The organism is Pseudomonas sp. KK4, from assembly GCF_001984065.1.
GTDB lineage: Bacteria > Pseudomonadota > Gammaproteobacteria > Pseudomonadales > Pseudomonadaceae > Aquipseudomonas.
On sequence record NZ_LYVP01000003.1, the window covers coordinates 74,218 to 95,722 of the forward strand.

General features: G+C 58.9%; 28 protein-coding genes. 19 read left to right on the forward strand and 9 right to left on the reverse strand.

Annotated features, from left to right (window positions below; all coding sequences use genetic code 11):
- Positions 1-9: 9 nt before the first annotated feature.
- From B0W55_RS01790 to recX, 14 genes are all read left to right on the forward strand, one after another.
- Entirely contained in the window at positions 10-432 is a 423-nt protein-coding gene (locus tag B0W55_RS01790) for a phage tail assembly chaperone (protein WP_083743152.1), read from the forward strand.
- 99 nt (positions 433-531) lie between these two features.
- A complete protein-coding gene (locus B0W55_RS01795) occupies positions 532-741 on the forward strand; it encodes a hypothetical protein (protein WP_077044328.1) in 210 nt (69 codons plus the stop codon).
- A gap of 2 nt (positions 742-743) precedes the next feature.
- Positions 744-1,910: a phage tail protein gene (locus tag B0W55_RS01800; protein ID WP_077044329.1), complete on the forward strand. Its 1,167-nt coding sequence runs from the start codon at positions 744-746 to the stop codon at positions 1,908-1,910.
- Positions 1,910-2,416, forward strand: a complete 507-nt coding sequence (locus tag B0W55_RS01805; protein WP_077044330.1) for a phage major tail tube protein — start codon at positions 1,910-1,912, stop codon at positions 2,414-2,416. The genes B0W55_RS01800 and B0W55_RS01805 overlap by 1 nt, the downstream gene beginning before the upstream one ends.
- 152 nt (positions 2,417-2,568) lie before the next feature.
- Entirely contained in the window at positions 2,569-3,147 is a 579-nt protein-coding gene (locus B0W55_RS01810) for a phage tail assembly protein (RefSeq protein ID WP_077044331.1), read from the forward strand.
- 128 nt (positions 3,148-3,275) lie between these two features.
- Positions 3,276-5,051 carry a hypothetical protein gene (locus B0W55_RS29525; RefSeq protein ID WP_083743153.1) on the forward strand — a complete coding sequence of 592 codons (1,776 nt, stop codon included), beginning with the start codon at positions 3,276-3,278 and terminating at the stop codon, positions 5,049-5,051.
- Positions 5,051-5,434, forward strand: a complete 384-nt coding sequence (locus B0W55_RS01820) for a phage tail protein (protein WP_077044332.1) — start codon at positions 5,051-5,053, stop codon at positions 5,432-5,434. The genes B0W55_RS29525 and B0W55_RS01820 overlap by 1 nt, the downstream gene beginning before the upstream one ends.
- On the forward strand, positions 5,427-5,639 hold the full coding sequence (locus B0W55_RS01825) for a tail protein X (protein WP_077044333.1): 213 nt from the start codon (positions 5,427-5,429) through the stop codon (positions 5,637-5,639). Before B0W55_RS01820 ends, B0W55_RS01825 begins: the two co-directional genes overlap by 8 nt.
- A 9-nt stretch (positions 5,640-5,648) precedes the next feature.
- Positions 5,649-6,665, forward strand: coding sequence for a phage tail protein (locus tag B0W55_RS01830; protein ID WP_077044334.1), 1,017 nt, complete (start codon positions 5,649-5,651; stop codon positions 6,663-6,665).
- Positions 6,666-6,701: 36 nt separating this feature from the next.
- On the forward strand, positions 6,702-7,265 hold the full coding sequence (locus B0W55_RS01835; RefSeq protein ID WP_077044335.1) for a glycoside hydrolase family 19 protein: 564 nt from the start codon (positions 6,702-6,704) through the stop codon (positions 7,263-7,265).
- Positions 7,247-7,774 (forward strand): lysis system i-spanin subunit Rz, encoded by a 528-nt coding sequence (locus B0W55_RS01840; RefSeq protein ID WP_077044336.1) that lies wholly within the window; start codon positions 7,247-7,249, stop codon positions 7,772-7,774. The genes B0W55_RS01835 and B0W55_RS01840 overlap by 19 nt, the downstream gene beginning before the upstream one ends.
- A gap of 79 nt (positions 7,775-7,853) precedes the next feature.
- A complete protein-coding gene (locus tag B0W55_RS01845; protein ID WP_077044409.1) occupies positions 7,854-8,354 on the forward strand; it encodes a CinA family protein in 501 nt (166 codons plus the stop codon).
- Positions 8,355-8,437: 83 nt separating this feature from the next.
- Positions 8,438-9,496 (forward strand): recombinase RecA, encoded by a 1,059-nt coding sequence (gene recA, locus B0W55_RS01850; RefSeq protein WP_077044337.1) that lies wholly within the window; start codon positions 8,438-8,440, stop codon positions 9,494-9,496.
- A gap of 8 nt (positions 9,497-9,504) precedes the next feature.
- On the forward strand, positions 9,505-9,975 hold the full coding sequence (recX, locus tag B0W55_RS01855) for a recombination regulator RecX (protein ID WP_077044338.1): 471 nt from the start codon (positions 9,505-9,507) through the stop codon (positions 9,973-9,975).
- Positions 9,976-10,020: 45 nt separating this feature from the next.
- Here the strand turns inward: recX and B0W55_RS01860 are convergent, their stop codons facing one another.
- Positions 10,021-11,142 (reverse strand): TIGR00730 family Rossman fold protein, encoded by a 1,122-nt coding sequence (locus B0W55_RS01860; protein ID WP_077044339.1) that lies wholly within the window; start codon positions 11,140-11,142, stop codon positions 10,021-10,023.
- Positions 11,143-11,483: 341 nt separating this feature from the next.
- Between B0W55_RS01860 and B0W55_RS01865 the strand changes: the two genes are divergently transcribed.
- A complete protein-coding gene (locus B0W55_RS01865) occupies positions 11,484-11,684 on the forward strand; it encodes a hypothetical protein (protein WP_077044340.1) in 201 nt (66 codons plus the stop codon).
- Here the strand turns inward: B0W55_RS01865 and B0W55_RS01870 are convergent, their stop codons facing one another.
- Positions 11,685-12,110, reverse strand: a complete 426-nt coding sequence (locus B0W55_RS01870; protein WP_077044341.1) for a PA3611 family quorum-sensing-regulated virulence factor — start codon at positions 12,108-12,110, stop codon at positions 11,685-11,687.
- Between the two features lie 189 nt (positions 12,111-12,299).
- Between B0W55_RS01870 and B0W55_RS01875 the strand changes: the two genes are divergently transcribed.
- The 3 genes from B0W55_RS01875 (at position 12,300) to B0W55_RS01885 (ending at position 14,323) form a co-directional block, all read left to right on the forward strand.
- Entirely contained in the window at positions 12,300-13,043 is a 744-nt protein-coding gene (locus B0W55_RS01875) for a tRNA-uridine aminocarboxypropyltransferase (protein WP_077044342.1), read from the forward strand.
- A gap of 190 nt (positions 13,044-13,233) precedes the next feature.
- Positions 13,234-13,884, forward strand: coding sequence for a response regulator transcription factor ErdR (gene erdR, locus B0W55_RS01880; protein ID WP_077044343.1), 651 nt, complete (start codon positions 13,234-13,236; stop codon positions 13,882-13,884).
- Positions 13,885-13,960: 76 nt separating this feature from the next.
- Positions 13,961-14,323 carry a diacylglycerol kinase gene (locus B0W55_RS01885; RefSeq protein ID WP_008060649.1) on the forward strand — a complete coding sequence of 121 codons (363 nt, stop codon included), beginning with the start codon at positions 13,961-13,963 and terminating at the stop codon, positions 14,321-14,323.
- Here the strand turns inward: B0W55_RS01885 and B0W55_RS01890 are convergent.
- Positions 14,320-15,246 (reverse strand): LysR family transcriptional regulator, encoded by a 927-nt coding sequence (locus B0W55_RS01890; protein WP_077044344.1) that lies wholly within the window; start codon positions 15,244-15,246, stop codon positions 14,320-14,322. The two genes, B0W55_RS01885 and B0W55_RS01890, sit on opposite strands and share 4 nt — an antisense overlap.
- A gap of 148 nt (positions 15,247-15,394) precedes the next feature.
- On the opposite strand from B0W55_RS01890, the gene fpr reads away from it, so the two are divergent.
- Positions 15,395-16,174: a ferredoxin-NADP reductase gene (fpr, locus tag B0W55_RS01895; protein WP_003443014.1), complete on the forward strand. Its 780-nt coding sequence runs from the start codon at positions 15,395-15,397 to the stop codon at positions 16,172-16,174.
- Between the two features lie 125 nt (positions 16,175-16,299).
- Here fpr and tsaA read toward each other — a convergent pair whose 3' ends face one another.
- The 6 genes from tsaA to rimO form a co-directional block, all read right to left on the reverse strand.
- A complete protein-coding gene (tsaA, locus tag B0W55_RS01900; protein ID WP_077044345.1) occupies positions 16,300-16,998 on the reverse strand; it encodes a tRNA (N6-threonylcarbamoyladenosine(37)-N6)-methyltransferase TrmO in 699 nt (232 codons plus the stop codon).
- A 183-nt stretch (positions 16,999-17,181) separates the two neighbouring features.
- Entirely contained in the window at positions 17,182-17,952 is a 771-nt protein-coding gene (locus B0W55_RS01905; protein ID WP_077044346.1) for an SDR family oxidoreductase, read from the reverse strand.
- Positions 17,953-18,143: 191 nt separating this feature from the next.
- Positions 18,144-18,614 (reverse strand): DUF1456 family protein, encoded by a 471-nt coding sequence (locus tag B0W55_RS01910; RefSeq protein ID WP_077044347.1) that lies wholly within the window; start codon positions 18,612-18,614, stop codon positions 18,144-18,146.
- Between the two features lie 76 nt (positions 18,615-18,690).
- On the reverse strand, positions 18,691-19,401 hold the full coding sequence (locus B0W55_RS01915) for an rRNA pseudouridine synthase (protein WP_077044348.1): 711 nt from the start codon (positions 19,399-19,401) through the stop codon (positions 18,691-18,693).
- A 125-nt stretch (positions 19,402-19,526) separates the two neighbouring features.
- Positions 19,527-20,000, reverse strand: a complete 474-nt coding sequence (locus B0W55_RS01920; RefSeq protein ID WP_077044349.1) for a GNAT family N-acetyltransferase — start codon at positions 19,998-20,000, stop codon at positions 19,527-19,529.
- A gap of 125 nt (positions 20,001-20,125) precedes the next feature.
- Complete coding sequence (gene rimO / locus B0W55_RS01925) at positions 20,126-21,463, reverse strand: 30S ribosomal protein S12 methylthiotransferase RimO (protein ID WP_077044350.1); 1,338 nt, start codon at positions 21,461-21,463, stop codon at positions 20,126-20,128.
- Between the last annotated feature and the right edge of the window lie 42 nt (positions 21,464-21,505).

Genomic DNA, 21,505 nt, shown 5'->3' on the forward strand with positions numbered 1-21,505 from the left:
AGAACCACTTTGATTTATTCCAGCAAGACTACGGGCCAATTTCACGAATTCGGCTACGGCCAGATACCAGCAGACGCGATTGAAATATCCGCCGAACTGCATCAATACCTAGTGGGAGGGCAGACGACTCAACATATGATCAACTTTAATACGGAGCCGCCCTCTCTGATGGACCGACCACCGATGTCGGTCGAGCATTTGGCTGAAGTTGAGCGACTTTGGCGTGACGCCCAGCTGATGGCAACTGATGGCCCCGTGACCCGTCACCGTGACGAGTTGGAAGAAGCCATTGCGACCACGTTCACGGCCGAGCAATACCGCGAATTGCAAACGTATCGCCGAAAACTGCGTGATTGGCCGCAAGAGGGAAGTTTTCCCGAGGTGGCCCACCGTCCGATAGCACCCTCTTGGCTAGTTGAACAAGCCCAATGACGCCCCGCAACCCCGGGGCGTTTTCTTTTTCTACCCAAAAAATCCGCAACACCCAACAGCCCCTTCCCAAGGGGCTTTTTCGTTCATGGAGAACCCCAAATGGCAGAACGCCAAACCTATACCGTGCTCGTTCCATTCCCCACCGGGGGTGGTCATTGGTCGAGCGTCGGCCAGCAACTGCAATTGCTCGACGTGGAGGCCCGTGCGTTGCGTAGCGCCGGTCGCCTCGAGTTGAAAAAAATCGAGGCGACCGATCCGGCCTCTCCATCCATCGCGGCCAAGAAAGCCGCTGCCAAGAAGGCTGAATAATCATGGCTGAGGTTTTGAATTTCGAGCACAACGGCATCACCGTCAATGCCACTGAATCCCCCGAGGCCATGGGTGGCCTGGGAGACAACGTCATCGGTCTGATCGGCACCGCGCCGAACGCCGACCCGCTGATTCCACGCAATGCGCCATTTCGTATCAACAGCTTCACCACCCAGGCGCTTCTCGATCCAACCGGCGACGAAGAGGGCACCCTGTATCACGCGGTGTTCCAGATCCTGAAGGTGGTCAAGGTGCCGGTGTACGTGGTGATCGTCGAAGAGGGCGATACCCCGGCGGACACGCTGAACAACGTTATCGGCGGCATTGACCCGTTGACCGGCCGCAAGCTCGGTCTGGCGGCATTGAGTGGCGTGGCTGAAGACCTGACCATCATCGGCGCACCGGGCTTTACCGGCACCAAGGCCGTGGCGGGTGAGTTCGCCTCCTTTGGCAAGCGGATCAAGGCTCGTGTGGTACTCGACGGCAAGGATGTGGCTGTCGCCGATCAGGTGACGTACAGCGGGGAGTTGGGTGGCGCGGAGCTCGGTTTCGACCGCTGCCTGCTGGTGCACAACATGCCGTCCGTGTATTCCAAGGCCGCGAAGAAAAACGTGTTCCTCTCGCCCTCGAGCCTGGCCATCGCCGCCCTGGCCAAGGTCAAGCAATGGGAGAGCCCGGGCAACCAGGTGACTTACGCCGAAGACGTGTCGCGGGTGGTGGAATACAACATCCTCGACACCTCCACCGAGGGCGATCTGCTCAACCGCTACGGCATCAGCTACTACGCCCGCACCATCCTCGGGGGCTTCTCGCTGCTGGGTAACCGCTCGGTCACCGGCAAGTTCATCAGTTATGTGGGCCTCGAAGACGCGATCAGCCGCAAGCTGGTCAAAGCCGGCCAGAAGGCCATGGCCAAGAACCTGACCAAGTCGTTCATGGATCAGGAGGTCAAGCGCATCAACGACTGGCTGCAAACCCTGGTCGCCGACGAAACCATCCCCGGCGGCAGCGTTTACCTGCACCCGGAATTGAACAGCGTCGAGAAATACAAGAACGGCACCTGGTACGTGGTCATCGACTACGGCCGCTATGCGCCGAACGAACACATGGTTTATCAACTCAATGCCCGCGATGAAATCATCGAGCAGTTCCTGGAGGACGTTCTCTAATGTTTACCAACCGCGTAAGACAGGCCATCGCGGCCACCCTGCAAGGTCTGCCGTTGTCGGCGACCGTCGATGAGTTCACGCCGCCGAAGATCGAGTTCGATATGGAATCGATGAGCGGTGGGCGCTTCATCGCCGAGGAAATGGCCAAAAGCGGCAAAGTGCTTGGCGCCAAGCTGATCCTGCAAGGCGCAGGCCCGGAAGTGATGCTCGCCCTGGGCGTAAAACTGGGCGATGACATTTTGCTCAACGTGCGTGAGGCCGGCCAGGACCAGGACGGCAATACCTGGTTCACCTACCACACCGTCGGCGGCAAGCTGAAGTCTCTGGAAGAGGCCAAGCTGAAAATGGGTGAAAAGCCTACCACCACGCTGGAACTGGCGTGCCGTACCTACAACCGCCTGGAAAACGGCATTCCGGTGATCGACATCGACGTACGCACTCAGAAGTTCGTGCTCAACGGCGTCGACATCCTCGGCGACGCCCGTCGCGCTGTGTTGCTGCCTTAACGCCGAAGTTAAGGCGAATATAAGAAAACTGTGGGAGCGGGCTTGCTCGCGAATGGGCATGACACTCATACCATTTCTGTCGATCGACCCATCGCTTTCGCGGGCAAGCCCGCTCCCACAGGGAACTCAATGACCTCAAAAGGAATTGCGACATGCCCTGGACACCACCCAAACACGAACTGCTGTCGCCGATCACCGGGGACGACGGTTCAGAGATCAAGCAGATCCAGCTGAAACCCCTGTACTACGCCGCACAAAAAGAAGCCCTGGCCCGCGCCGGCGATGATGAAGACGATCAGTTCTTCGAGCTCGCGCTGTTGGCCACCGGCCTGTCGGTCAAGGAAATCGACCAGCTCAAACGCCCGGACTACGTCAGCATCGCCCACTACGTGCACGAAATGTCGACCCTTGCGACTTCGCATTTCCTTGAACAATCGAGCGAGGACAAGTCGGCCGATCCCGATGAAGTTACCTTGCTGCAACCGCTCACCACTGCGGGTCGTACTCTGACGGCATTGACCCTGGAAATGCCCGTCCTGCGCGCCACCAAAGCCATGAAGAAACTCAAGACCCCCAAGGAACGCGCCGAATTCATCACCGCCCACTGCACGGGACTGATGCTGCCCGATCTGGATCACCTGACCGTGCCGGACTGGACGCAACTGCAGGTGCGTATCGACGATTTTTTAAACCAACCGGCGGCCTACTTTCGGAACGCGACATCGAAGTGATCCTCGATGTGGTGCCGCTCATTTACCCGGTAAGTGAAGCGGACATTCTGGAGTGGGACGCTGAGAAGGCGCTGCGTCGCTATGACATAGCGCTTGCTCGTCTTGGTGTGAAAGAGGAGTAGGGGAGGATGGCAGATAGTAAGTATTCGACGATCGATGCGACGCTGAACAGTTTTGAGCTACCGATATTCAGTGCTGCATCAGAACCTTTCGGATCGACCGGTTTTATTGCAGCCATGGCACCGTTGGGCATAGCGTTGAACGCGCTCAGTCTGGACATGCGATTGTTGACGGCTGGGCAGGTCAAACTCGGTGAGGCATTGACGTCGCTGACGGCAGCGTTGGCCTTCCCTCGCTCGCAACTGCAGGTTTTTTCAAGTTCATCTGTGGCGAGCATGGAAGCGCCGCTTAGGCTTAGCTCCAATGTTGAGCCGCGCTCAACGTCTGACTCGCACCGCATATCGACGGTACACAAAGCGCAAAACCACCTGTGTACCTGCGATCTGACATCGCTGATGCACGCACCGATACTGCATCAAACAGTGCTTCCCATGGCATCTCCCGTCAGCGATAGAGACACCGGCAAAGCGATGGGTCTGTCGCAGAGCGCAGTGTTTGAAAAGAGTCTGCACGCGCAATCAACGTTCGAACGCAAAGATTCATCGACGCAGAACAATGAGGTCGCGAAAAGCCCGACAACTCCTGCAGATCCGATTGATGCAAGTCTCGGTCGGCTTCGCAGTGCGGTGATTCCAGATTTATCCGGGCTTTCCGCTCCGATCGATAGCTTGAGCGCGTTTGCTGAAGACAACCCCAAGAAGGCCGTTGGGCTCGCGGCTGTCGCTGTCGTGTTGTATTCCATCGCATCCAAGTTGGTGGAATCTGTGGTCGATGAAGCATTCACCAATGTTGCTAAAAAGATCCTGAAGCGGGGTTCTTCGCGCAAGCTTTTTGGGCTGGGAAGGCTGATTGGTGAGGACGATCGTGGAGGTGGCAGGGGGCAGAACGAGAGGTCTCTCTTGGGCGCCTCCCCCAACGCGGGCAGTCCGGATCAAAGGGATGGTCGTAGAGGCACGCAAAAAAAACAGGGGGAGTGGAGTACCCACTTCAAGAGTTATCCCGATGGTTTTGGCTACTCGAAGGGATTGAGTTCTTTCAGTGCCCGGGTTTCTTTGGCACAGGCGATCTATAGCAAGGTGCATACGCCGTACGCTCTTGAAGTGCTTCCGAGGCTGACTACGCCAGCAATGGCGCAGGCTCGGAGCCTGGTCAAGCAGGTTGAGTCGGCCCAGGTTCGGAGCCTGGTGGCGCCGGTTAATCCGGTGCAGGGTCAGAGTCCATTGAGGCTCGTTAGCCCGGCACAAGCCACTCCTCTGCTCGGTACGGCAGTAAAGGTTGGCTCTTATCTAAGTAAGAGGGCGCAACCGCTGCGGTTGCTCGAAGCGGGCATCGGAGTCGCCCAGGGAGTTGCCAGCGGTGACACCAAGACCCTTGTTTCATCTGCTGGCACATTGGCTGGCTCTTATGCTGGGGCGGCCGCCGGTGCAGCTGTAGGTACCATGATCTTTCCGGGTGTCGGCACCGCCATCGGCGGGCTGCTGGGGGGCTTTGCCGGTTCTGAACTCGGCTCGATGCTGGGAGAAAAACTGGGTGCCCTGGTCGACCGCCTTGGCGCACCGGCACAGGTCAGCAAGGACCTGGCCAACGCTCAGACACAAAACCAACCGATCAACTTCTCACCATCGATTCAAGTCAGCAGCACTGGTGCCGACAGTGCCGAGCAAATTCGAATGGTGGTTGCGCAACAGTTGCAGGCGCAGTTCCACAGTGAGTTCGTTCCGTTTATGAGTTCCAACGCCCTCGCCACTCGACGCGATGCGGCTCTGACCGATGGAGGTGTGTGATGCGTCAGCAACTGGCACTTGGCAGTTTTATCTTCGGATTGTCTCGCAACTTTGCCTACAGCGGCATTGTGCGTCAGTCGGACGGTGGCTGGGTGGAACTGGACATTGTGACGGGCAAGCCGAAATCCAGTCAGACCGGGCAAAAGGCACAGACCCTCAAGATTAGCGGCAAGTCAATGTACGCGGTGGCCATGGATCGGCTCGATGAGCTTCGCGCGCTACAGGCACAGCGCATGCCGGTGCCTATGGTCGATGGCATTGGCACCAATTGGGGGCTGTGGCGAATCAATAGCGTGACAGAGACACAGAGCGAAGTGATCGACGACGGTACCGCGATGCTCGTTAACTGGACCGTTGATTTGTCGGAGTTCATACATGCGTAGGGTTCGAAGTGTGGCCGGTGACTCAGTGAGTCTGTTGCTCTACCGCGAAACCGGTCGTTGCGATGATGCAACAGAAGCGGCGCTTTGGCGCCTCAACCCGATGTTGGCGGAACAAGGTGCAATATTACCGGCGGGTATCTGGGTGATTCTGCCAGAACTTGAATCCTTGTCAGTAGCCGGCACGCCATTAACGGCCTGGGATTAAGGAGGATTCATGACACTGGGTTTTACGCCAAAGGTCGTCATTTACGGGGCGAACCAGGCTTTGATCAATAAGCGGCTGATCAGTTGGGAGCACATTGATGCCGGCGGCATCGAGTCCGATCAGTTGACGCTGACGCTTGATCTGGAGGGGCTTGAAGGGATGCCGAGCCTGGGAGGCAAGATCGGTTTGAAGGTCGGTTATCTGGAGTCCGGATTGGTGGATAAAGGCCAATTCATGGTGACGCGTCTTACGCCAACGCTATTCCCATTGCGCTTGACCCTGGTAGCCACCGCCGCACCTTTCACTGCATCGGACGAGACCGGTTTCCTGCAACGTCGATCGGCCAGTTATGGTCCGACAACCCTCGGTGCGCTGTTCCGCCAGTTGACTATAAGACACGGCTTTTCGCCGCGTGTGGCCTCCAATCTGTCGCTGAAGAGAATTGATCACATCGATCAATCCAATGAAAGTGACATGGGTTTTCTGACGCGACTTGCCGGCAGGTACAAAGCGATCGCCAAGCCGATCAATGAGCTGTATGTCCTGGCATTGCCCGGTCAGATCAACTCGCTGTCGGGCAAGGCACTGCCCGAGGTGAAACTGTCAGTCACCACTAACAATCGTCCAGGCGATCGCGCCTTTATATCTGCCACCCTCGATGACACTGCTCGGGCGAAAACTCAGGGCTGCCAGACGAAGTGGTGGGACGCAGCAGCCGGGGTGGTGCGGGTAATCGAAACCGGTGCTCCGCCGTTCAAGGTGGTGCGCCAGGTCTGTCAGAGTGCAGAAGATGCCAGGGACGTCAGTGAAGGCGAAATGCGCAAATTGTTGCGCGAAAAGCTCAAGGTGAAGATCAGTTGCCCGGGCAATCCAGCCCTGTCCGCTGAAGGGTTGGTAATGCTGGATACAACTTGGCCGGATTTCATGCGTGGTCGCTGGTCAATCGAAAAGGTCACCGCCAGTGGTGATAAGTATCAGAGCTATCGCTGCCTGATTGATGCGACCTGTGTGGCCGCGCCTCAGTAGTGCGTTGGTGCTTGAATAGTGAATGGAATCTGACTTATGCCCCTGACGGTAGTGCAGCTACAGCAAATACTCCCGAACGCCCGCAGCCAAGCGGGCGTTTTCATTTCCGCGCTTGATCGCGCCATGACCTGTTGCAACATCAACACCCCCAAGCGCATCGCCGCATTCCTCGCACAAGTCGGCCATGAATCAGGACAATTGCAGTACGTGCGCGAACTGGGCAGCGATCAGTACCTGAGCAAGTACGACACGGGCGCTCTCGCTATTCGCCTGGGCAACACGCCTGACCCTGACGAGGACGGCCAACGCTATCGCGGCCGAGGCCTGATCCAGATCACTGGCCGCGACAACTATCGACGCTGCAGCCTCGGCCTGTTTGGCGACGAGCGTTTATTGAGCTCGCCCCAGTTGCTGGAACAGCCTCGATGGGCCGCCGAATCTGCCGCTTGGTTCTGGGAGCAGAACGGTCTCAATGAACTGGCCGACCGCGATCAGTTCAACAGCATTACCCGGCGCATCAACGGTGGTCTGAATGGATTGCAGGATCGCTTGCAGCTCTGGGCGCGGGCGAGGGCGGTGTTATGCCAGCCATCGGTTTGATTGCTGCGACTTATCGGTGGTTTGTGTTGGCGACCGTGCTGGCCTGTGGCTCGGCGGCGGTGACCTGGCGTGTCCAGGATTGGCGCTATGGCAGGCAGTTGGCGGAGCAGGCGCGATTGCACAGTGACACGTTGAATCAACTGACCTCGGCCGCGGAGACGCAGCAACGAGCCGAGCACAACAAACGGCTGGCGCTCGAGCAGCAGCTTTCGGCCAGTGAACAAAACCATTACCGGGTGTTGAGCGATGTCCAACGTGATCAAGATCGCCTGCGCGATCGGCTTGCCACTGCTGATGTGCGGTTGTCAGTCCTCCTCGATGCCAGCGATGCAGTTTCGATCGCAGCAGTGTCCACCGCCTCCGGCCCCGGCGGCGTGGATCATGGAGCCGTACGCGCCCGACTTGACCCGGCGCATGCTCAACGAATTGTCGCCATCACCGATGCCGGCGACCGCGGACTGATCGCATTGCAGGCCTGTCAGGCGTATGTCAGGGCGATCATCCGCTAACATTTTGATCGACCCTGTAACTTGCAAGCGCCATGCGCTCGTGTACGGTAGGTCTCATTCGCCCCATCAGGAGATGACCGTGAAAGTAATCACTCAGTTGGCCGCTGACCTTGGCAGGCATTTGCAGATGCTCAACGCTCATGTCTCCACGGCCGAGTCTTGTACCGGTGGGGGGATTGCCGAGGCGATCACTCGCATACCCGGTAGCTCGGCGTGGTTCGAGGCCGGGTATGTCACTTATTCCAACCTGCAGAAAAACCTGCAGTTGAATGTCCCGGTGGAGTTGTTCACCACCGTAGGGGCGGTCAGCCGCGAGGTGGTCGAGGCCATGGCCAGGGGCGCGCAGGAAAAAAGCCGCGCGTTCTTTTCCGTGGCGGTCAGTGGCGTGGCCGGGCCCGACGGTGGCTCGCCGAGCAAACCGGTGGGGACCGTGTGGCTGGCCTGGGGTGTCGGCGAGCGGGTGTTCAGCGAGCTGCAACACTTCCCGGGTGACCGCGACGAGGTCCGCCGACAAACGGTGAAGGCCGCGCTAGAGGGGCTGCTGCGGTATGCCGCGGCAGAAATCTCAAATCAGGGGTAGGCGTTCCTCAAACGCTGTGGAATAATACTGTCTACTTATACAGGTGTTGGCCGTCAGGCCTTATTGATTACGTGAGGACTTTAATGGACGACAACAAGAAGAAAGCCTTGGCTGCGGCCCTGGGTCAGATCGAACGTCAATTCGGCAAGGGTGCCGTAATGCGTATGGGCGATCAGGACCGTCAGGCGATCCCGGCTATCTCTACTGGCTCTCTGGGTCTGGACATCGCGCTCGGCATCGGCGGTCTGCCAAAAGGCCGTATTGTTGAAATCTACGGTCCTGAATCCTCCGGTAAAACCACGCTGACCTTGTCCGTGATCGCCCAGGCTCAAAAAGCCGGCGCAACCTGCGCATTCGTCGACGCCGAACACGCCCTCGACCCTGAATACGCCGGCAAGCTGGGCGTCAACGTCGACGACCTGCTGGTTTCCCAGCCGGACACCGGCGAACAGGCTCTGGAAATCACCGACATGCTGGTGCGCTCCAACGCCGTTGACGTGATCATCGTCGACTCCGTGGCAGCGTTGGTGCCAAAGGCTGAAATCGAAGGTGAAATGGGTGACATGCACGTGGGTCTGCAAGCCCGTCTGATGTCCCAGGCGCTGCGCAAGATCACCGGTAACATCAAGAACGCCAACTGCCTGGTGATCTTCATCAACCAGATCCGTATGAAAATCGGCGTGATGTTCGGCAGCCCGGAAACCACCACCGGTGGTAACGCGCTGAAGTTCTACGCATCGGTTCGTCTGGACATCCGTCGCACTGGCGCGGTGAAAGAAGGTGATGAAGTCGTCGGTAGCGAAACCCGCGTCAAGGTTGTGAAGAACAAGGTGGCTTCGCCGTTCCGTCAGGCCGAGTTCCAGATTCTTTACGGCAAGGGCATTTATCTCAATGGTGAGATGATCGACCTGGGTGTTCTGCATGGTTTCGTCGAGAAGTCCGGCGCCTGGTATGCCTACAACGGCACCAAGATCGGTCAGGGTAAGGCCAACTCGGCCAAGTTCCTGGCGGATAACCCGGAAGTTGCCGCAGCGCTCGAGAAGCAACTGCGCGACAAGTTGCTGTCTCCGGCAGTGATTGCGGACTCCAAGGCCTCTGCCGTCAAAGAGACCGAAGACGACCTGGCTGACGCTGATATCTGATTGCTGCGATGACGACCGCCGTACTCGATACACTCGTCGCGGTGCGGCGAACCGCCATGGACCTGCTCGCTCGACGCGAGCATGGTCGAGTCGAGCTGACGCGTAAACTGCGTCAGCGCGGCGCTCTCCCCGAAATGATCGAAACGGCCCTCGACCGGTTAACGGAAGAAGGCCTGCTCTCCGAATCCCGTTACCTTGAAAGCTTTGTTTCCTACCGTGCTCGTTCCGGTTATGGCCCTTTGCGCATCCGTGAAGAGTTAGGCCAGCGCGGTCTGCAACGCAGTGATATCGAGCTCGCCCTGCGTGAGAGCGGTATTGATTGGCAGGGGCAACTGGAAGACACCTGGCGGCGAAAGTTTTCCGGGCAGTTACCGATAGACGCTCGGGAACGGGCCAAGCAAGGCAGGTTCCTGGCCTATCGGGGATTTTCGATGGAGATGATCAACCGCTTGTTCAGCGGCAGAGGGATGGACGACTGACAAGGACGGCCCGCTATTTCGATAGCGGGCCTTTTTTTATGCCGCTCAAATGACCTTGGAGGGAGTGGTCCGTGCGCGGTGCTGTACCTGTGGCTGCGGCTGTGCCCAGTTCTCCGGCAGGTTGATGAAGTCCACCAGTTCTCGCAACCGGCCATGGTTACGGGCGTTGAAGGCGAAGGCCAGGCGCGCCAGGTGGCTGAACTGCGCTTCATCGTGTTCATCGTCGTTGTAGGCATGCTGGTGGAAGTGATCGCTCAAGCACAAGTCTGCGAACGCCTCCTGCATATGTTCCAGTGCCCTGTCACTGAGCTTGTGATTCATGCGAATCACGAACTGATGCTTGAGCCAGCGGCTGGAGTGGAAGTTGCTGTAGAACTGGTTGATGTGCTCGACCGCTTCCTCGGCGCTGTAGACCAGGCTGACGAGTTTCATGTCAGTGGGCAGAATGTAGCGATTGTCCGCCAGTTGGTGCTGGATGAAGTCCAGCGCTCCTTGCCAGAACGTGCCGCCGGGAACATCCAGTAATACCACGGGTACCAGAGGGCTTTTACCCGTCTGGATCAGGGTCAGTACCTCCAATGCTTCATCCAGGGTGCCGAACCCGCCAGGGCACAGCACCAACGCATCGGCCTCCTTGACGAAGAACAGCTTGCGGGTGAAGAAGAAGTGGAACGGCAGCAGGTTGGTTGTGCCGTTGACCGTCGGGTTTGCGTGCTGTTCGAAGGGCAGGGTGATGTTGAAGCCCAGGCTGTGGTCCAGCCCTGCACCTTCATGGGCCGCGGCCATGATCCCGCCACCAGCGCCGGTGATGACCATCATGTCCGATCGCGCCAGTGCGGCACCGAGCTCCTTGGCCATTGCGTAAAGCGGATGTTCTATCGGTGTGCGGGCGGAGCCAAACACTGTGACCTTGCGTCGTCCCTTGAACTGCTCCAGCACCCGGAAGGCTTGTTCCAGTTCGCGCAATGCCTGCAAAGTGATCTTGGCGTTCCAGCGGTTGTGGTCTTCCTGGGCCATGCGCAGCACGGTCAGGATCATGTCGCGGTAGATGGGAATGTTCGGGCTGTTGGGAGATATCAGGTTGAGTTGCTCTTCGACCTTGGTGATCAGGTCGTGGCCGCTTTCCTGAAAATGACGGTTCAAGAGGTCATTCGGTTGGTAAGGCATTCAACTTCTCCTTCTGCACAAAGCCCTCGGCCCGGGGCGGCCCCTGCGGCCCTGAAAATAAATAGGGATACCTGGAAATCTAGACCCTTGCCAGGAATTGCGCTGTCTTGATCATTGCGCCGCAAAGTCTTTCCTGGCAACCGCTTATTAACGATTTGCAAGGTGATTTCACCGCCCGTCCGAACCTGTGCCGCGTGTCCATCACTCTGATTTACTGAATACAGGCGATTTACCAAGTTACAGGCGCCATACGACAGCTTTGCGTCAACGGCACGGCGCACAGTACAAGCGGTACAAGGATTTATCGCTCAGACAGAGCGAGGTGCAAGGAGGCGGGAGCCATGGCCAGGGTCATTCTGGAGTTGGAGATCGATACGCAACTGTATCGATTGCTCAAATCATCAGCCGAGACCAATCATTTGAGTCTTGAAGAGGAGTGCTGCCGTCGACTTGAAGGAGCAGAGCGACGTTCGCGGTACTTACAGGCCTTGCTGGCGGAACTGCGCGCCGAGGATGAACAGCGGCGCGCCAAATCCACCTAGTTACTTCTTCTTCGCTGGCGTCGCTTTCGGGCAATCCGATTCCTGGAAGCTGGCGGAGCCGACCGCGCGATTGGTCTTGATTTCGGTGAAGTCGTAACGCATCACCGCCCCCTTGGCCATCAACTTGCGGTAGCCAGGGTTATTGCAGACCGAGGCGCCAAGCTGGAAGTAGACCGCCTTGGGATCGGCGCGCATCTTCTGCGCGTGGCTGCTCTGCACGCTCAGGTGGTTGATCAGCACGTTGCCTTCGACGGTGTAGCCCTGATCAAGAATGTCTTCATTGATCGCCCGTGGCGTGCCAACGCTGCTTTGTACGGCGACATTGCGCAGCTCTCTGTTCAGATTCTGCTCGCTCAGGGAGGCAGCCTGGACGCTGAAGGACGACGCCAGCAGAAGGGCAGCGGTGGGGACGATAAGGCGCAGCATGAAACTCTCCTGGTTCAGTGACTGGTGGTTCGACCAGCCACGTGACTGTGCGTTCAGTGGCGGCGGATTATAGGGGAGCTCGTCTGGACGGTACAGGCTTGCGCCGGTCGCTCTGGTAAACTGTCGGTCTTTATTGCCCTGCCGAGTGCTGTTCGTGTCGAGTTCCCCTGTCTGCCGGCGTTGCCCACGATGAACCATGCCCCCAACGCCGTAGCCCGTCTGCGTGACCAGCGCGAAGATGAAGGTATCAAGCCGATCCAGGCCCGAGGCTGGCGCGCAACCCGTTGCCGGGCCTGTCGCGTGATCGAGAGCCATTGCCTGTGCGCCTGGCGCCCGCAGGTCCAGACCCGTTCCGGCGTGTGCCTGATCATGACCAGCAAGGAAGTGTTCAAGCCCAGCAACACCGGTTGGCTGATCGCCGACGTGGTGCGCGACAACCACGCATTCATATGGTCGCGGACCGAGGTCGATCAACAGTTACTGGCGTTGTTGACCGACCCGCAATGGCAGCCTTACCTGGTGTTTCCGGGTGAATATGTCGAGCCTGAGCGCGTGACCCACACGGTGGCGGCCGATAACAGCAAACGTCCGCTGTTCATTCTGTTGGATGCGACCTGGACGGAAGCGCGGAAGATTTTCCGCAAAAGTCCCTATTTCGATCAGTTGCCTATCCTCAGCCTGCTGCCCGAAAAGCTTTCTCGCTATCAACTGCGTCGGTCCACCCGCAGTGAGCATTTGTGCACCGCCGAAGTGGCGGCTCTGTGCCTGGATCTGGCAGGCGATGTCCAGGCGGCATCGGCGCTGGACGCTTATTTCGACGTGTTCAGCCAACATTATCTCGATGCCAAGCGGCAACTCGAGATGAACGTTGACACACCGGCCCACGCCGAGTTGTTGCCGTTTGTGCAGAGCACTGCGGCTGACATCGGCTGATTGTCGCCCATACTGCAAAAGACTGTACTGGCCATTCGGCTTGACCACCCCGACTTCGCTGGGCATGCTTGGCGCCGATTAGGGCACGACAGAAATTTGATACGCCGTTTGCATGGGTGTTGCGTGTGCCCTGCTGGTGCAGTTCCGTGGCTGTACCCCGAGCTGTTAGAAGAACAGGATCATTTGAAAAATGGCCACATACGAAATCCTGATTGCCGATGACCACCCGCTTTTTCGTTCCGCCTTGCATCAAGCGTTGACCCTGGGCCTTGGGCCCGATGTCCGTCTGGTCGAGGTGGCGAGCATTGCCGAACTGGAAACCCGCCTGACCGAAAAGTCCGACTGGGATCTGGTGCTGCTGGATCTGAACATGCCAGGGGCCTACGGTTTTTCCGGATTGGTGCTGCTGCGCGGCCAATACCCGCAAATTCCGGTGGTGATGGTTTCTGCTCAGGAAGAAGCCTCGGTGATGGTCAAGTCCCGTGAGTTCGGCGCCAGCGGCTTCATTCCAAAGTCCAGCGACCTGGCAGTGATCCAGAAAGCCGTGCGCTCGGTACTTGATGGCGATGTGTACTGGCCACCGCAAGCGTTTGAAGCGGTCAGCGTTTCCGATGAGGCCAAAGCAGCCAGCGAAGGCCTCGCCAGTCTGACGCCGCAGCAATTCCGGGTATTGACCATGGTCTGCGAAGGTTTGCTGAACAAGCAGATCGCCTACGAACTGAGCGTTTCCGAGGCGACCATCAAGGCCCATGTGACCGCGATATTCCGTAAGCTGAACGTGCGAACCCGTACCCAGGCAGCGTTGCTCCTGCAACAACTTGAGTCAATTTCCAGCCACTAAAGGCTGGCATCTTCACGCTTTTTTGACTTGGGTTAATCTAGCTTTCCCACTCCTTTTCTGGTCAGTTGCTTACTCTATGTCCCCTTTCAAAGGCCAGACCGGCCTTAAACGCATCCTCAACGCATCCGGCTACTCCCTGGATGGCCTGCGCGCCGCCTTCACCGGCGAAGCCGCTTTTCGGCAGCTGGTTTTGCTTAACGTCATCCTGATCCCGCTGTCGTTCTTCCTGAATGTCAGCCGGGTCGAGCAGGCTTTGCTGATTGCGGTCTGCCTGTTGGCACTGATTGTCGAGTTGCTCAATTCGGCAGTGGAAGCGGCCATCGACCGCATTTCCCTCGAACTGCACCCCCTCTCGAAAAACGCCAAGGACATGGGCAGCGCCGCGCAGCTGGTGGCACTGACCATGATTGCGCTGGTCTGGGCGGTGATTCTGCTTTAAGCGATCGTCGGCAACACGATCTCGTCGCTGCGCTGCACCCCGGCGGTGAACGCGCGGCACAGATCGAGGAATTCGCGCATCGCTGAAGTTTGATACTTCTGTTTGTGCCAGATGAAATAGAACTGCCGCGCCAGGTCCAGATCGGGTGTCTCCACCGGGACCAGGCTGCCCCGGCGGAACGCATCTCGCAATGCCAGCCGAGAAATACAGCCAATGCCCAGGCCGGACTCCACCGCGCGCTTGATCGCTTCGGTGTGCTCCAGCTCCAGGCGAATGTTCAGTGCGCTGTGGTGATGACGCATGGCCTGATCGAACGTCAGTCGCGTCCCGGAGCCCTGTTCGCGCAGAATCCAGGCTTCCTGGCTCAACTCGTCCATGGTCGCGATGCCCCGTTCGGCCAGTGGGTGCTGAGGTGCGCAGAACACCACCAGCTCATCCTCGACCCAGCTTTGCACTTCGATGTCCGGGTGGTTGCAATCGCCTTCGATCAGACCCAGGTCAATTTCGTAGTGGGCCACCTGTTGCACAATATTGGCGGTGTTCTGGACGTGCAGCTTCACCTGGCTTTCCGGATGGCGCTGCATGAATCCGCCGATCAGCAGGGTGGCCAGGTAATTGCCGATGGTCAGGGTCGCGCCTACCGCCAATGAGCCGAAACCGGACTTGCCGTTGAGCAGGTCCTCGATTTCCTTGGCCTGGTCCAGCATCGCCACCGCCTGCGGCAACAGTTGTTTGCCAAGGGCGTTAAGGCTCAGCCGTTTACCGGCGCGGTCGAACAGCTGGCAGCTGGACTGACGCTCGAGTTCGGTGATCGATGTGCTCGCTGCCGATTGTGAAAGATTGAGCAGGCCGGCGGCGCGAGACACGCTTTCCTGCTGGGCAACGGCGACGAATACTTGAAGTTGACGGAGAGTAAATCGCATATCTATATAACCGATAACCCTTATCTTAATAATCCATTTAACAGATATTGTTACTGCTATTAGAATGCGATGCAATTGCGCGCTGCCAGCAGTCTTTCGGGATGTCGGCGTACAGCATGCGCAGACAAATCTCCAGGAGTCCCCGTACATGAGCAACATGAACCACGAGCGTGTCCTCAGTGTTCATCACTGGAACGACACTCTGTTCAGCTTCAAGTGCACCCGCGACCCGGGCCTGCGCTTCGAGAACGGTCAGTTCGTGATGATCGGCCTGCAACAGCCCAACGGCCGTCCGCTTATGCGCGCTTACTCGATCGCCAGCCCGAACTGGGAAGAGCATCTCGAGTTCTTCAGCATCAAGGTGCCTGACGGTCCGCTGACTTCCCAGCTGCAGCACTTGAAGGAAGGCGACGAGATCATCATCAGCAAGAAGCCTACCGGCACCCTCGTGCTGGATGACCTCAAGCCTGGCAAACATTTGTACCTGCTCAGCACCGGTACCGGTCTGGCGCCGTTCATGAGCGTTATCCAGGATCCTGAGACCTACGAGCGTTTCGAAAAGGTGATCCTGTGCCACGGCGTGCGTTACGTCAACGAAGTCGCCTACCGTGAGTTCATCACCGAGCACCTGCCGCAGAACGAATTCTTCGGCGAGGCGCTGCGTGACAAGTTGATCTACTACCCGACCGTGACCCGCGAGCCGTTCGAGAACGAAGGTCGCCTGACCGACCTGATGCGCAGCGGCAAGCTGTTCAGCGACATCGGCCTGCCACCGATCAACCCGCAGGACGACCGCGCCATGCTGTGCGGCAGCCCGAGCATGCTCGACGAGACCAGCGAAGTGCTCAACAGCTTCGGCCTGAAAGTCTCGCCGCGGATGCGCGAGCCGGGTGATTACCTGATCGAGCGTGCGTTCGTCGAGAAATAACAACCGCTGCACTGCTGTCCCTGTGGGAGCGGGCTTGCCCGCGAAAGCGATGTATCAGTCGACACCAACGTTGATTGACACGACGCCTTCGCGAACAAGCCCGCTCCCACAGTTGTCTCTGGTAGTCAGGTGCGCGCGGGGATGACCTCGAGGACGCGGATCAGCTGCGGCGTCGGATAATGCCAACGCACATCCACATCCCAGAATTGCGCGCCATATTCCCGTTCCGGTGCCGGTGTCTGATACGCCGGGCGCGGATCTTGCGCCAGACACTGCTCGATCAGCGCTACCAATGGCTCTCCCAGCCGCTGAGCATGCCCGTGCGCCTGTTCCAGCGCCGAATCCGCCCACTGCACCGTGATCAACTGCGGCGCAGCGCTGGCGATGCAGTTGCAGGCCCTGTCAACGATGTCGGCGTAAGGCACATAGGGTTTGATATCGAGAATTGGCGTGCCGTCCAGCAGGTCGATGCCGGATATCCACAGCCGATCGGCTTCGACCTTGTCCAGTTTGACCACCGACTGACCGATGCCATTGGGTCGATGCGTCGCGCGGGTGGCGAATACGCCCATGGACTTGTTGCCGCCCAGGCGAGGCGGGCGGACTTTGAGGCGTGGCTTGTCTTCCAGGGCCTGATGAAACAGGAACAACAGCCAGACGTGGCTGACCTGCTCCAACCCCTGCACCGCATCGCCCTGATCAAACGGCGTCACCAGTTCCAGAACGCCGCGAGCGGCCGGGGCCAGCTGCGGCTGGCGCGGGATGGCGAACTTCTCCTTGAAGCAGGAACGTACGAAGCCGATGGGGGAAACGCTGTAGGTCATGATTTGCGGTCGAGGCGGGAATGAGGCGGGCATGATAACCCGATCGACCTGGGGATCGTGGGTGCCTTTCAGGACGCCTTCGCGAGCAAGCCCGCTCCCACAGGTTATCGAGTGAACACCGCTATGGTGTCCACTACCAAACCTGTGGGAGCGGGCTTGCTCGCGAAGGCCGCACCACCAACCTCAGAGACTGAACCCACCATCCAGCGGAATGATATTCCCGGTCATATAAGCCCCCGCCGTACTGGCCAGGCTGATCGCCAGCGCCGCCATCTCCTCCTCGCGACCCCAGCGTTTCATCGGGATCAGCGCCGTATCCTGGGCCAGCGCCTGCTCATCATTGCCAATGTGCTGAGTCATCTTGCTCGGAAAGCGTCCGGGCGCGATCACGTTGACGTTGATGTGCTGGCTCACCAGTTCCCGCGCCAGAATCCGTGACAGCTGATGCAGGGCCGCTTTGCTGGGGCCATAGGCATAGGCCTGTTCCCCGAAGGATGAAATCCCGGCCACTGATCCGATGTTGATGACCCGTGCCGGATTCGCCGGGGAACCGGCCTTGCGCAGCAGTGGCAGGAACTGCTGGATGCAGTTGAATACCGACGTCACGTTGAGCTGCATGACTTTCTCCCAGCCCTTGATCGGGTAACTCTCCAACGGCGCGCCCCAGGTGGTGCCGGCGTTGTTGACCAGGATGTCGAGATGAGTGATCTGCTCGCCCAGGCGCGTGGCCAGTTGCGACACGCCTTCTTCAGTGGCCAGGTTGGCCGCCACGCCATGGCAGCGGCCCAGCGCCCCGAGTTCATCAGCGGTCTGCCGGCAGGCTTCGGCATCCCGGGCACAGACGTACACGGTGGCGCCGGCCTCGACATAAGCCTTGGCGATCATCTTGCCGATACCACGGGTGCCGCCGGTGACCAGCGCGGTGCGGCCTTGCAGGGAAAAGTAGGGATGCATGGCAAATCCTGAGAGCTGAGGGTCTTTACACCCTAGCCGTCAGCCGCTGGCAGCGGAGCCACTATTTTTGCAGGGAATGAGCATCCATACAGGACTGCCTCCCGCCCTTGTAGGAGCCCAGCTTGCTGGCGATGGCGTCCTCGAGATCCCATCGCCAGCAAGCTGTGCTCCTACAGGGCGGGAGCAGGCGTTTACTGAGGGCGAACGCGCAAGGTCAGGCCCTTGAGGAAATTACGCAGCAACTGATCGCCGCATGGACGGTAGTTGGTATGGCCGAACTTGCGGAACAGCGCGCTCAGCTCAGGCTTGGACACCGGGAACTCGGCGGCCTTGAGGATCGCATGCATGTCGTCCTCCTTGAGTTCGAAAGCCACCCGCAGTTTTTTCAGGATGATGTTGTTGGTCACCGGCACTTCGATCGGCAGCGGCGGACGGCTTTCATCCTTGCCGCGCTTGAAGATCACCAGGCCATCGAGGAAGTGCGCCATGACTTCGTCCGGGCAGCGTACAAAGCCTTCCTCGTCCTCTTCTTTCTTGTCGAGGTAGGTCACCAGGTCTTCGAGTTTCACATCCATGCCGCCGAGCTTGATGATCTCGATGACTTTCTTGTCGCTGATGTCGAGCATGTAGCGCACGCTGCGCAGTACGTCGTTATGAATCATGGTGTGCAGTCCTGATATTCAGCTGTGGGCGTCGCAGCCAGGCGCGACGCCGAAATGTGTGGCGGCGGGAAACGCCTTAGAACTTCTCTTTGCCGGACAGGTAGCGCCATTGGCCCAATGGCACTTTGCCTATGGACACGCCGCCAATACGGATGCGGCGGATGCCCACGACCTTCAGGCCGACGGCCTGGCAGAACAGGGCGATCACGCCCGGTTGTGGATTTTTCATGGCGAAGCGCAGGCGGTTCTCGTTTTGCCAGCTGGCCTTGACCGGCGGCAGTTCCTTGCCCTTGTAGGTCAGGCCGTGCTGCAAGCGGTTGAGGCCGTGCTCGACCATGTCGCCTTCGACTTCAACCACGTACTCCTGCTCGATCTTGCTGGCATCGGCGGTCAACTTGCGCAGGATCTTCCAGTCCTGGGTGAACACCAGCAGACCGCTGGCGTTGGCCTGCAGGTCAGTGCTGGCGGTCAGGCGCTGGAAGTGGCCCTTGAGCGGGCGTTTGCTGAAGCGATGTTCTTCGCTCAGGGTGTCGGCGCCGAGGCTGGCCATGGCGGTCTCTGCGTCCATGCCGGCGGGCACGTTGAGCAGGATGGTTACCGGTTCCGGCGCGGTGGCCTTGGCGTCCTTGTCGAGTTCGACTTTCTGGTCGGCGACCTTGAACTGCGGCTCGTCGATGACTTCGCCGTCGACGGTGACCCAGCCGCCCTCGATGAACAGCTCAGCCTCCCGACGGGAGCAGCCGACGAGTTCTATGAGGCGTTTGGAAAGTCGAATCGGGTCAGTCATGACAGGGCCGTAACAAAAAGGGGGTGGGCATTGTACCCGCGTGGCGCCGGTTAATCCCGGCTCCATTTGCACAGTGTGTCTTTATTGTGGGAGCAAGCCCGCTCTCACATTGGCTCTGAGTGGTGTCAGCCATTGCGACTCAGCTGATGCACCTGACGCAACCGCATATGCAACAACGGATACGGCTGCCCCATGCCATCGACCTCCGAGCGGCCGATCACCTCGAAGCCCTGCTTGAAATAAAACCCCAGCGCCTGCGGGTTCTGCTCGTTCACATCGAGCTCATCGGCGTTCAGGTGTTCCAGGGCATAGCGCAACAGCTGCTTGCCCAGGCCCTGGCCACGATGCGCCGGGTCGATGAAAAGCATTTCGATCTTGCCCGCCGCCACCCCGGCGAACCCGGTGATGCGCTGACGCGAATCCTTGGTGCAAATCAGCATCACCGCATCGAGGTAGCGGGTCAGCACCAGGTTTTTCAGCAGTTCGATGTAGCTGTCCGGCAAGAAGTCATGGGTGGCGCGCACCGAGGCTTCCCAAACCCGTGTCAGTTCTTCGAAGTCACTTTGTTTCGGCGTGTGGATAACCGAATGGTGGCGCATGGCCGGCTGCTCCCTGATGTCGATTGCCGTCAGTCTCAAATAAACGAGTCCTTTCCCAACAAACGATAGCCGTAAAAAAGCCCCGCATCTCGTCAAGAGAGCGGGGCTTTTCGTATTTTTTGCGTTTAGATCTGTTCGGCCCAGAGATCGTATTCGTCGGCGTCGGTCACTTTGCACCAGACCTTGTCGCCCGGCTTGAGGTTGCTGCCGTTGTCGATGAATACGTTGCCGTCGATTTCCGGGGCATCGAAGAAGCAGCGGCCGACCGCGCCTTGCTCGTCGACTTCATCGACCAGTACTTCGATTTCACGGCCGATGCGCATTTGCAGGCGCGCCGAGCTGATGGCCTGCTGGTGCGCCATGAAGCGCTCCCAACGGTCCTGCTTGACGTCGTCCGGAACGATTTCCAGGTCCAGATCGTTGGCCGGTGCGCCTTCGACCGGCGAGTACTGGAAGCAGCCGACACGGTCGAGCTGGGCTTCGGTCAGCCAGTTGAGCAGATACTGGAAGTCTTCTTCTGTTTCGCCGGGGAAGCCGACGATGAAGGTCGAGCGGATGATCAGGTCCGGGCAGATCTCGCGCCAGTTTTTGATCCGCGCCAGGGTCTTGTCTTCGAACGCCGGGCGTTTCATGGCCTTGAGCACTTTCGGGCTGGCGTGCTGGAACGGGATGTCCAGGTACGGCAGGATCTTGCCGGCGGCCATCAGCGGGATCAGCTCGTCGACGTGCGGGTACGGGTAAACGTAGTGCAGACGGACCCAGACACCCAGGGTGCTCAGCGCTTCACACAGTTCGGTCATGCGGGTCTTCACCGGCGCGCCGTTCCAGAAACCGGTGCGGTACTTGACGTCGACACCGTAGGCGCTGGTGTCCTGGGAGATCACCAGCAGCTCTTTCACGCCGGACTTGACCAGGCGCTGGGCTTCGTCGAGCACATCGCCCACCGGACGGCTGACCAGCTTGCCGCGCATCGACGGGATGATGCAGAAGCTGCAGCTGTGGTTGCAGCCTTCGGAAATCTTCAGGTAGGCGTAGTGACGCGGGGTCAGCTTGATCCCTTGCGGCGGCACCAGGTCGATCAGCGGGTTGTGGTCCTGGCGCGGCGGCACGACTTCGTGCACGGCGTTGACCACTTGCTCGTACTGCTGCGGACCGGTGACGGCCAGCACGCTGGGGTGCACGTTGCGGATATTGCCTTCTTCGACGCCCATGCAGCCGGTGACGATGACCTTGCCGTTTTCCTTGATGGCTTCGCCAATCACTTCCAGAGACTCAGCCTTGGCCGAGTCGATGAAGCCGCAGGTGTTGACCACCACGACATCGGCGTCCTGGTAGGTGGACACCACGTCATAACCTTCCATGCGCAGCTGGGTCAGGATGCGTTCGGAGTCGACCAGCGCTTTGGGGCAACCCAGGGATACGAAGCCAACCTTTGGATTGGCCGACGCAGGAGTGGTGGACATGTCTAACCTCGGTATTTTGTGACGCCGCTTGCCGAACCGGGC

Coding starts and splice junctions, on each gene's coding strand:
- erdR (WP_077044343.1), top strand. CDS start 13,234: ATGGCCACATACGAAATCCTGATTGCCGATGACCACCCGCTTTTTCGT.
- tsaA (WP_077044345.1), bottom strand. CDS start 16,998: ATGACCTACAGCGTTTCCCCCATCGGCTTCGTACGTTCCTGCTTCAAG.
- B0W55_RS01835 (WP_077044335.1), top strand. CDS start 6,702: ATGCCCCTGACGGTAGTGCAGCTACAGCAAATACTCCCGAACGCCCGC.
- B0W55_RS01920 (WP_077044349.1), bottom strand. CDS start 20,000: ATGCGCCACCATTCGGTTATCCACACGCCGAAACAAAGTGACTTCGAA.
- B0W55_RS01820 (WP_077044332.1), top strand. CDS start 5,051: ATGCGTCAGCAACTGGCACTTGGCAGTTTTATCTTCGGATTGTCTCGC.
- B0W55_RS01915 (WP_077044348.1), bottom strand. CDS start 19,401: ATGACTGACCCGATTCGACTTTCCAAACGCCTCATAGAACTCGTCGGC.
- B0W55_RS01865 (WP_077044340.1), top strand. CDS start 11,484: ATGGCCAGGGTCATTCTGGAGTTGGAGATCGATACGCAACTGTATCGA.
- B0W55_RS01875 (WP_077044342.1), top strand. CDS start 12,300: ATGAACCATGCCCCCAACGCCGTAGCCCGTCTGCGTGACCAGCGCGAA.
- B0W55_RS01825 (WP_077044333.1), top strand. CDS start 5,427: ATGCGTAGGGTTCGAAGTGTGGCCGGTGACTCAGTGAGTCTGTTGCTC.
- B0W55_RS01830 (WP_077044334.1), top strand. CDS start 5,649: ATGACACTGGGTTTTACGCCAAAGGTCGTCATTTACGGGGCGAACCAG.
- B0W55_RS01795 (WP_077044328.1), top strand. CDS start 532: ATGGCAGAACGCCAAACCTATACCGTGCTCGTTCCATTCCCCACCGGG.
- B0W55_RS01885 (WP_008060649.1), top strand. CDS start 13,961: ATGTCCCCTTTCAAAGGCCAGACCGGCCTTAAACGCATCCTCAACGCA.
- B0W55_RS29525 (WP_083743153.1), top strand. CDS start 3,276: ATGGCAGATAGTAAGTATTCGACGATCGATGCGACGCTGAACAGTTTT.
- recX (WP_077044338.1), top strand. CDS start 9,505: ATGACGACCGCCGTACTCGATACACTCGTCGCGGTGCGGCGAACCGCC.
- B0W55_RS01890 (WP_077044344.1), bottom strand. CDS start 15,246: ATGCGATTTACTCTCCGTCAACTTCAAGTATTCGTCGCCGTTGCCCAG.
- B0W55_RS01805 (WP_077044330.1), top strand. CDS start 1,910: ATGTTTACCAACCGCGTAAGACAGGCCATCGCGGCCACCCTGCAAGGT.
- B0W55_RS01840 (WP_077044336.1), top strand. CDS start 7,247: ATGCCAGCCATCGGTTTGATTGCTGCGACTTATCGGTGGTTTGTGTTG.
- B0W55_RS01800 (WP_077044329.1), top strand. CDS start 744: ATGGCTGAGGTTTTGAATTTCGAGCACAACGGCATCACCGTCAATGCC.
- fpr (WP_003443014.1), top strand. CDS start 15,395: ATGAGCAACATGAACCACGAGCGTGTCCTCAGTGTTCATCACTGGAAC.
- rimO (WP_077044350.1), bottom strand. CDS start 21,463: ATGTCCACCACTCCTGCGTCGGCCAATCCAAAGGTTGGCTTCGTATCC.
- B0W55_RS01905 (WP_077044346.1), bottom strand. CDS start 17,952: ATGCATCCCTACTTTTCCCTGCAAGGCCGCACCGCGCTGGTCACCGGC.
- B0W55_RS01860 (WP_077044339.1), bottom strand. CDS start 11,142: ATGCCTTACCAACCGAATGACCTCTTGAACCGTCATTTTCAGGAAAGC.
- B0W55_RS01810 (WP_077044331.1), top strand. CDS start 2,569: ATGCCCTGGACACCACCCAAACACGAACTGCTGTCGCCGATCACCGGG.
- B0W55_RS01870 (WP_077044341.1), bottom strand. CDS start 12,110: ATGCTGCGCCTTATCGTCCCCACCGCTGCCCTTCTGCTGGCGTCGTCC.
- B0W55_RS01910 (WP_077044347.1), bottom strand. CDS start 18,614: ATGATTCATAACGACGTACTGCGCAGCGTGCGCTACATGCTCGACATC.
- recA (WP_077044337.1), top strand. CDS start 8,438: ATGGACGACAACAAGAAGAAAGCCTTGGCTGCGGCCCTGGGTCAGATC.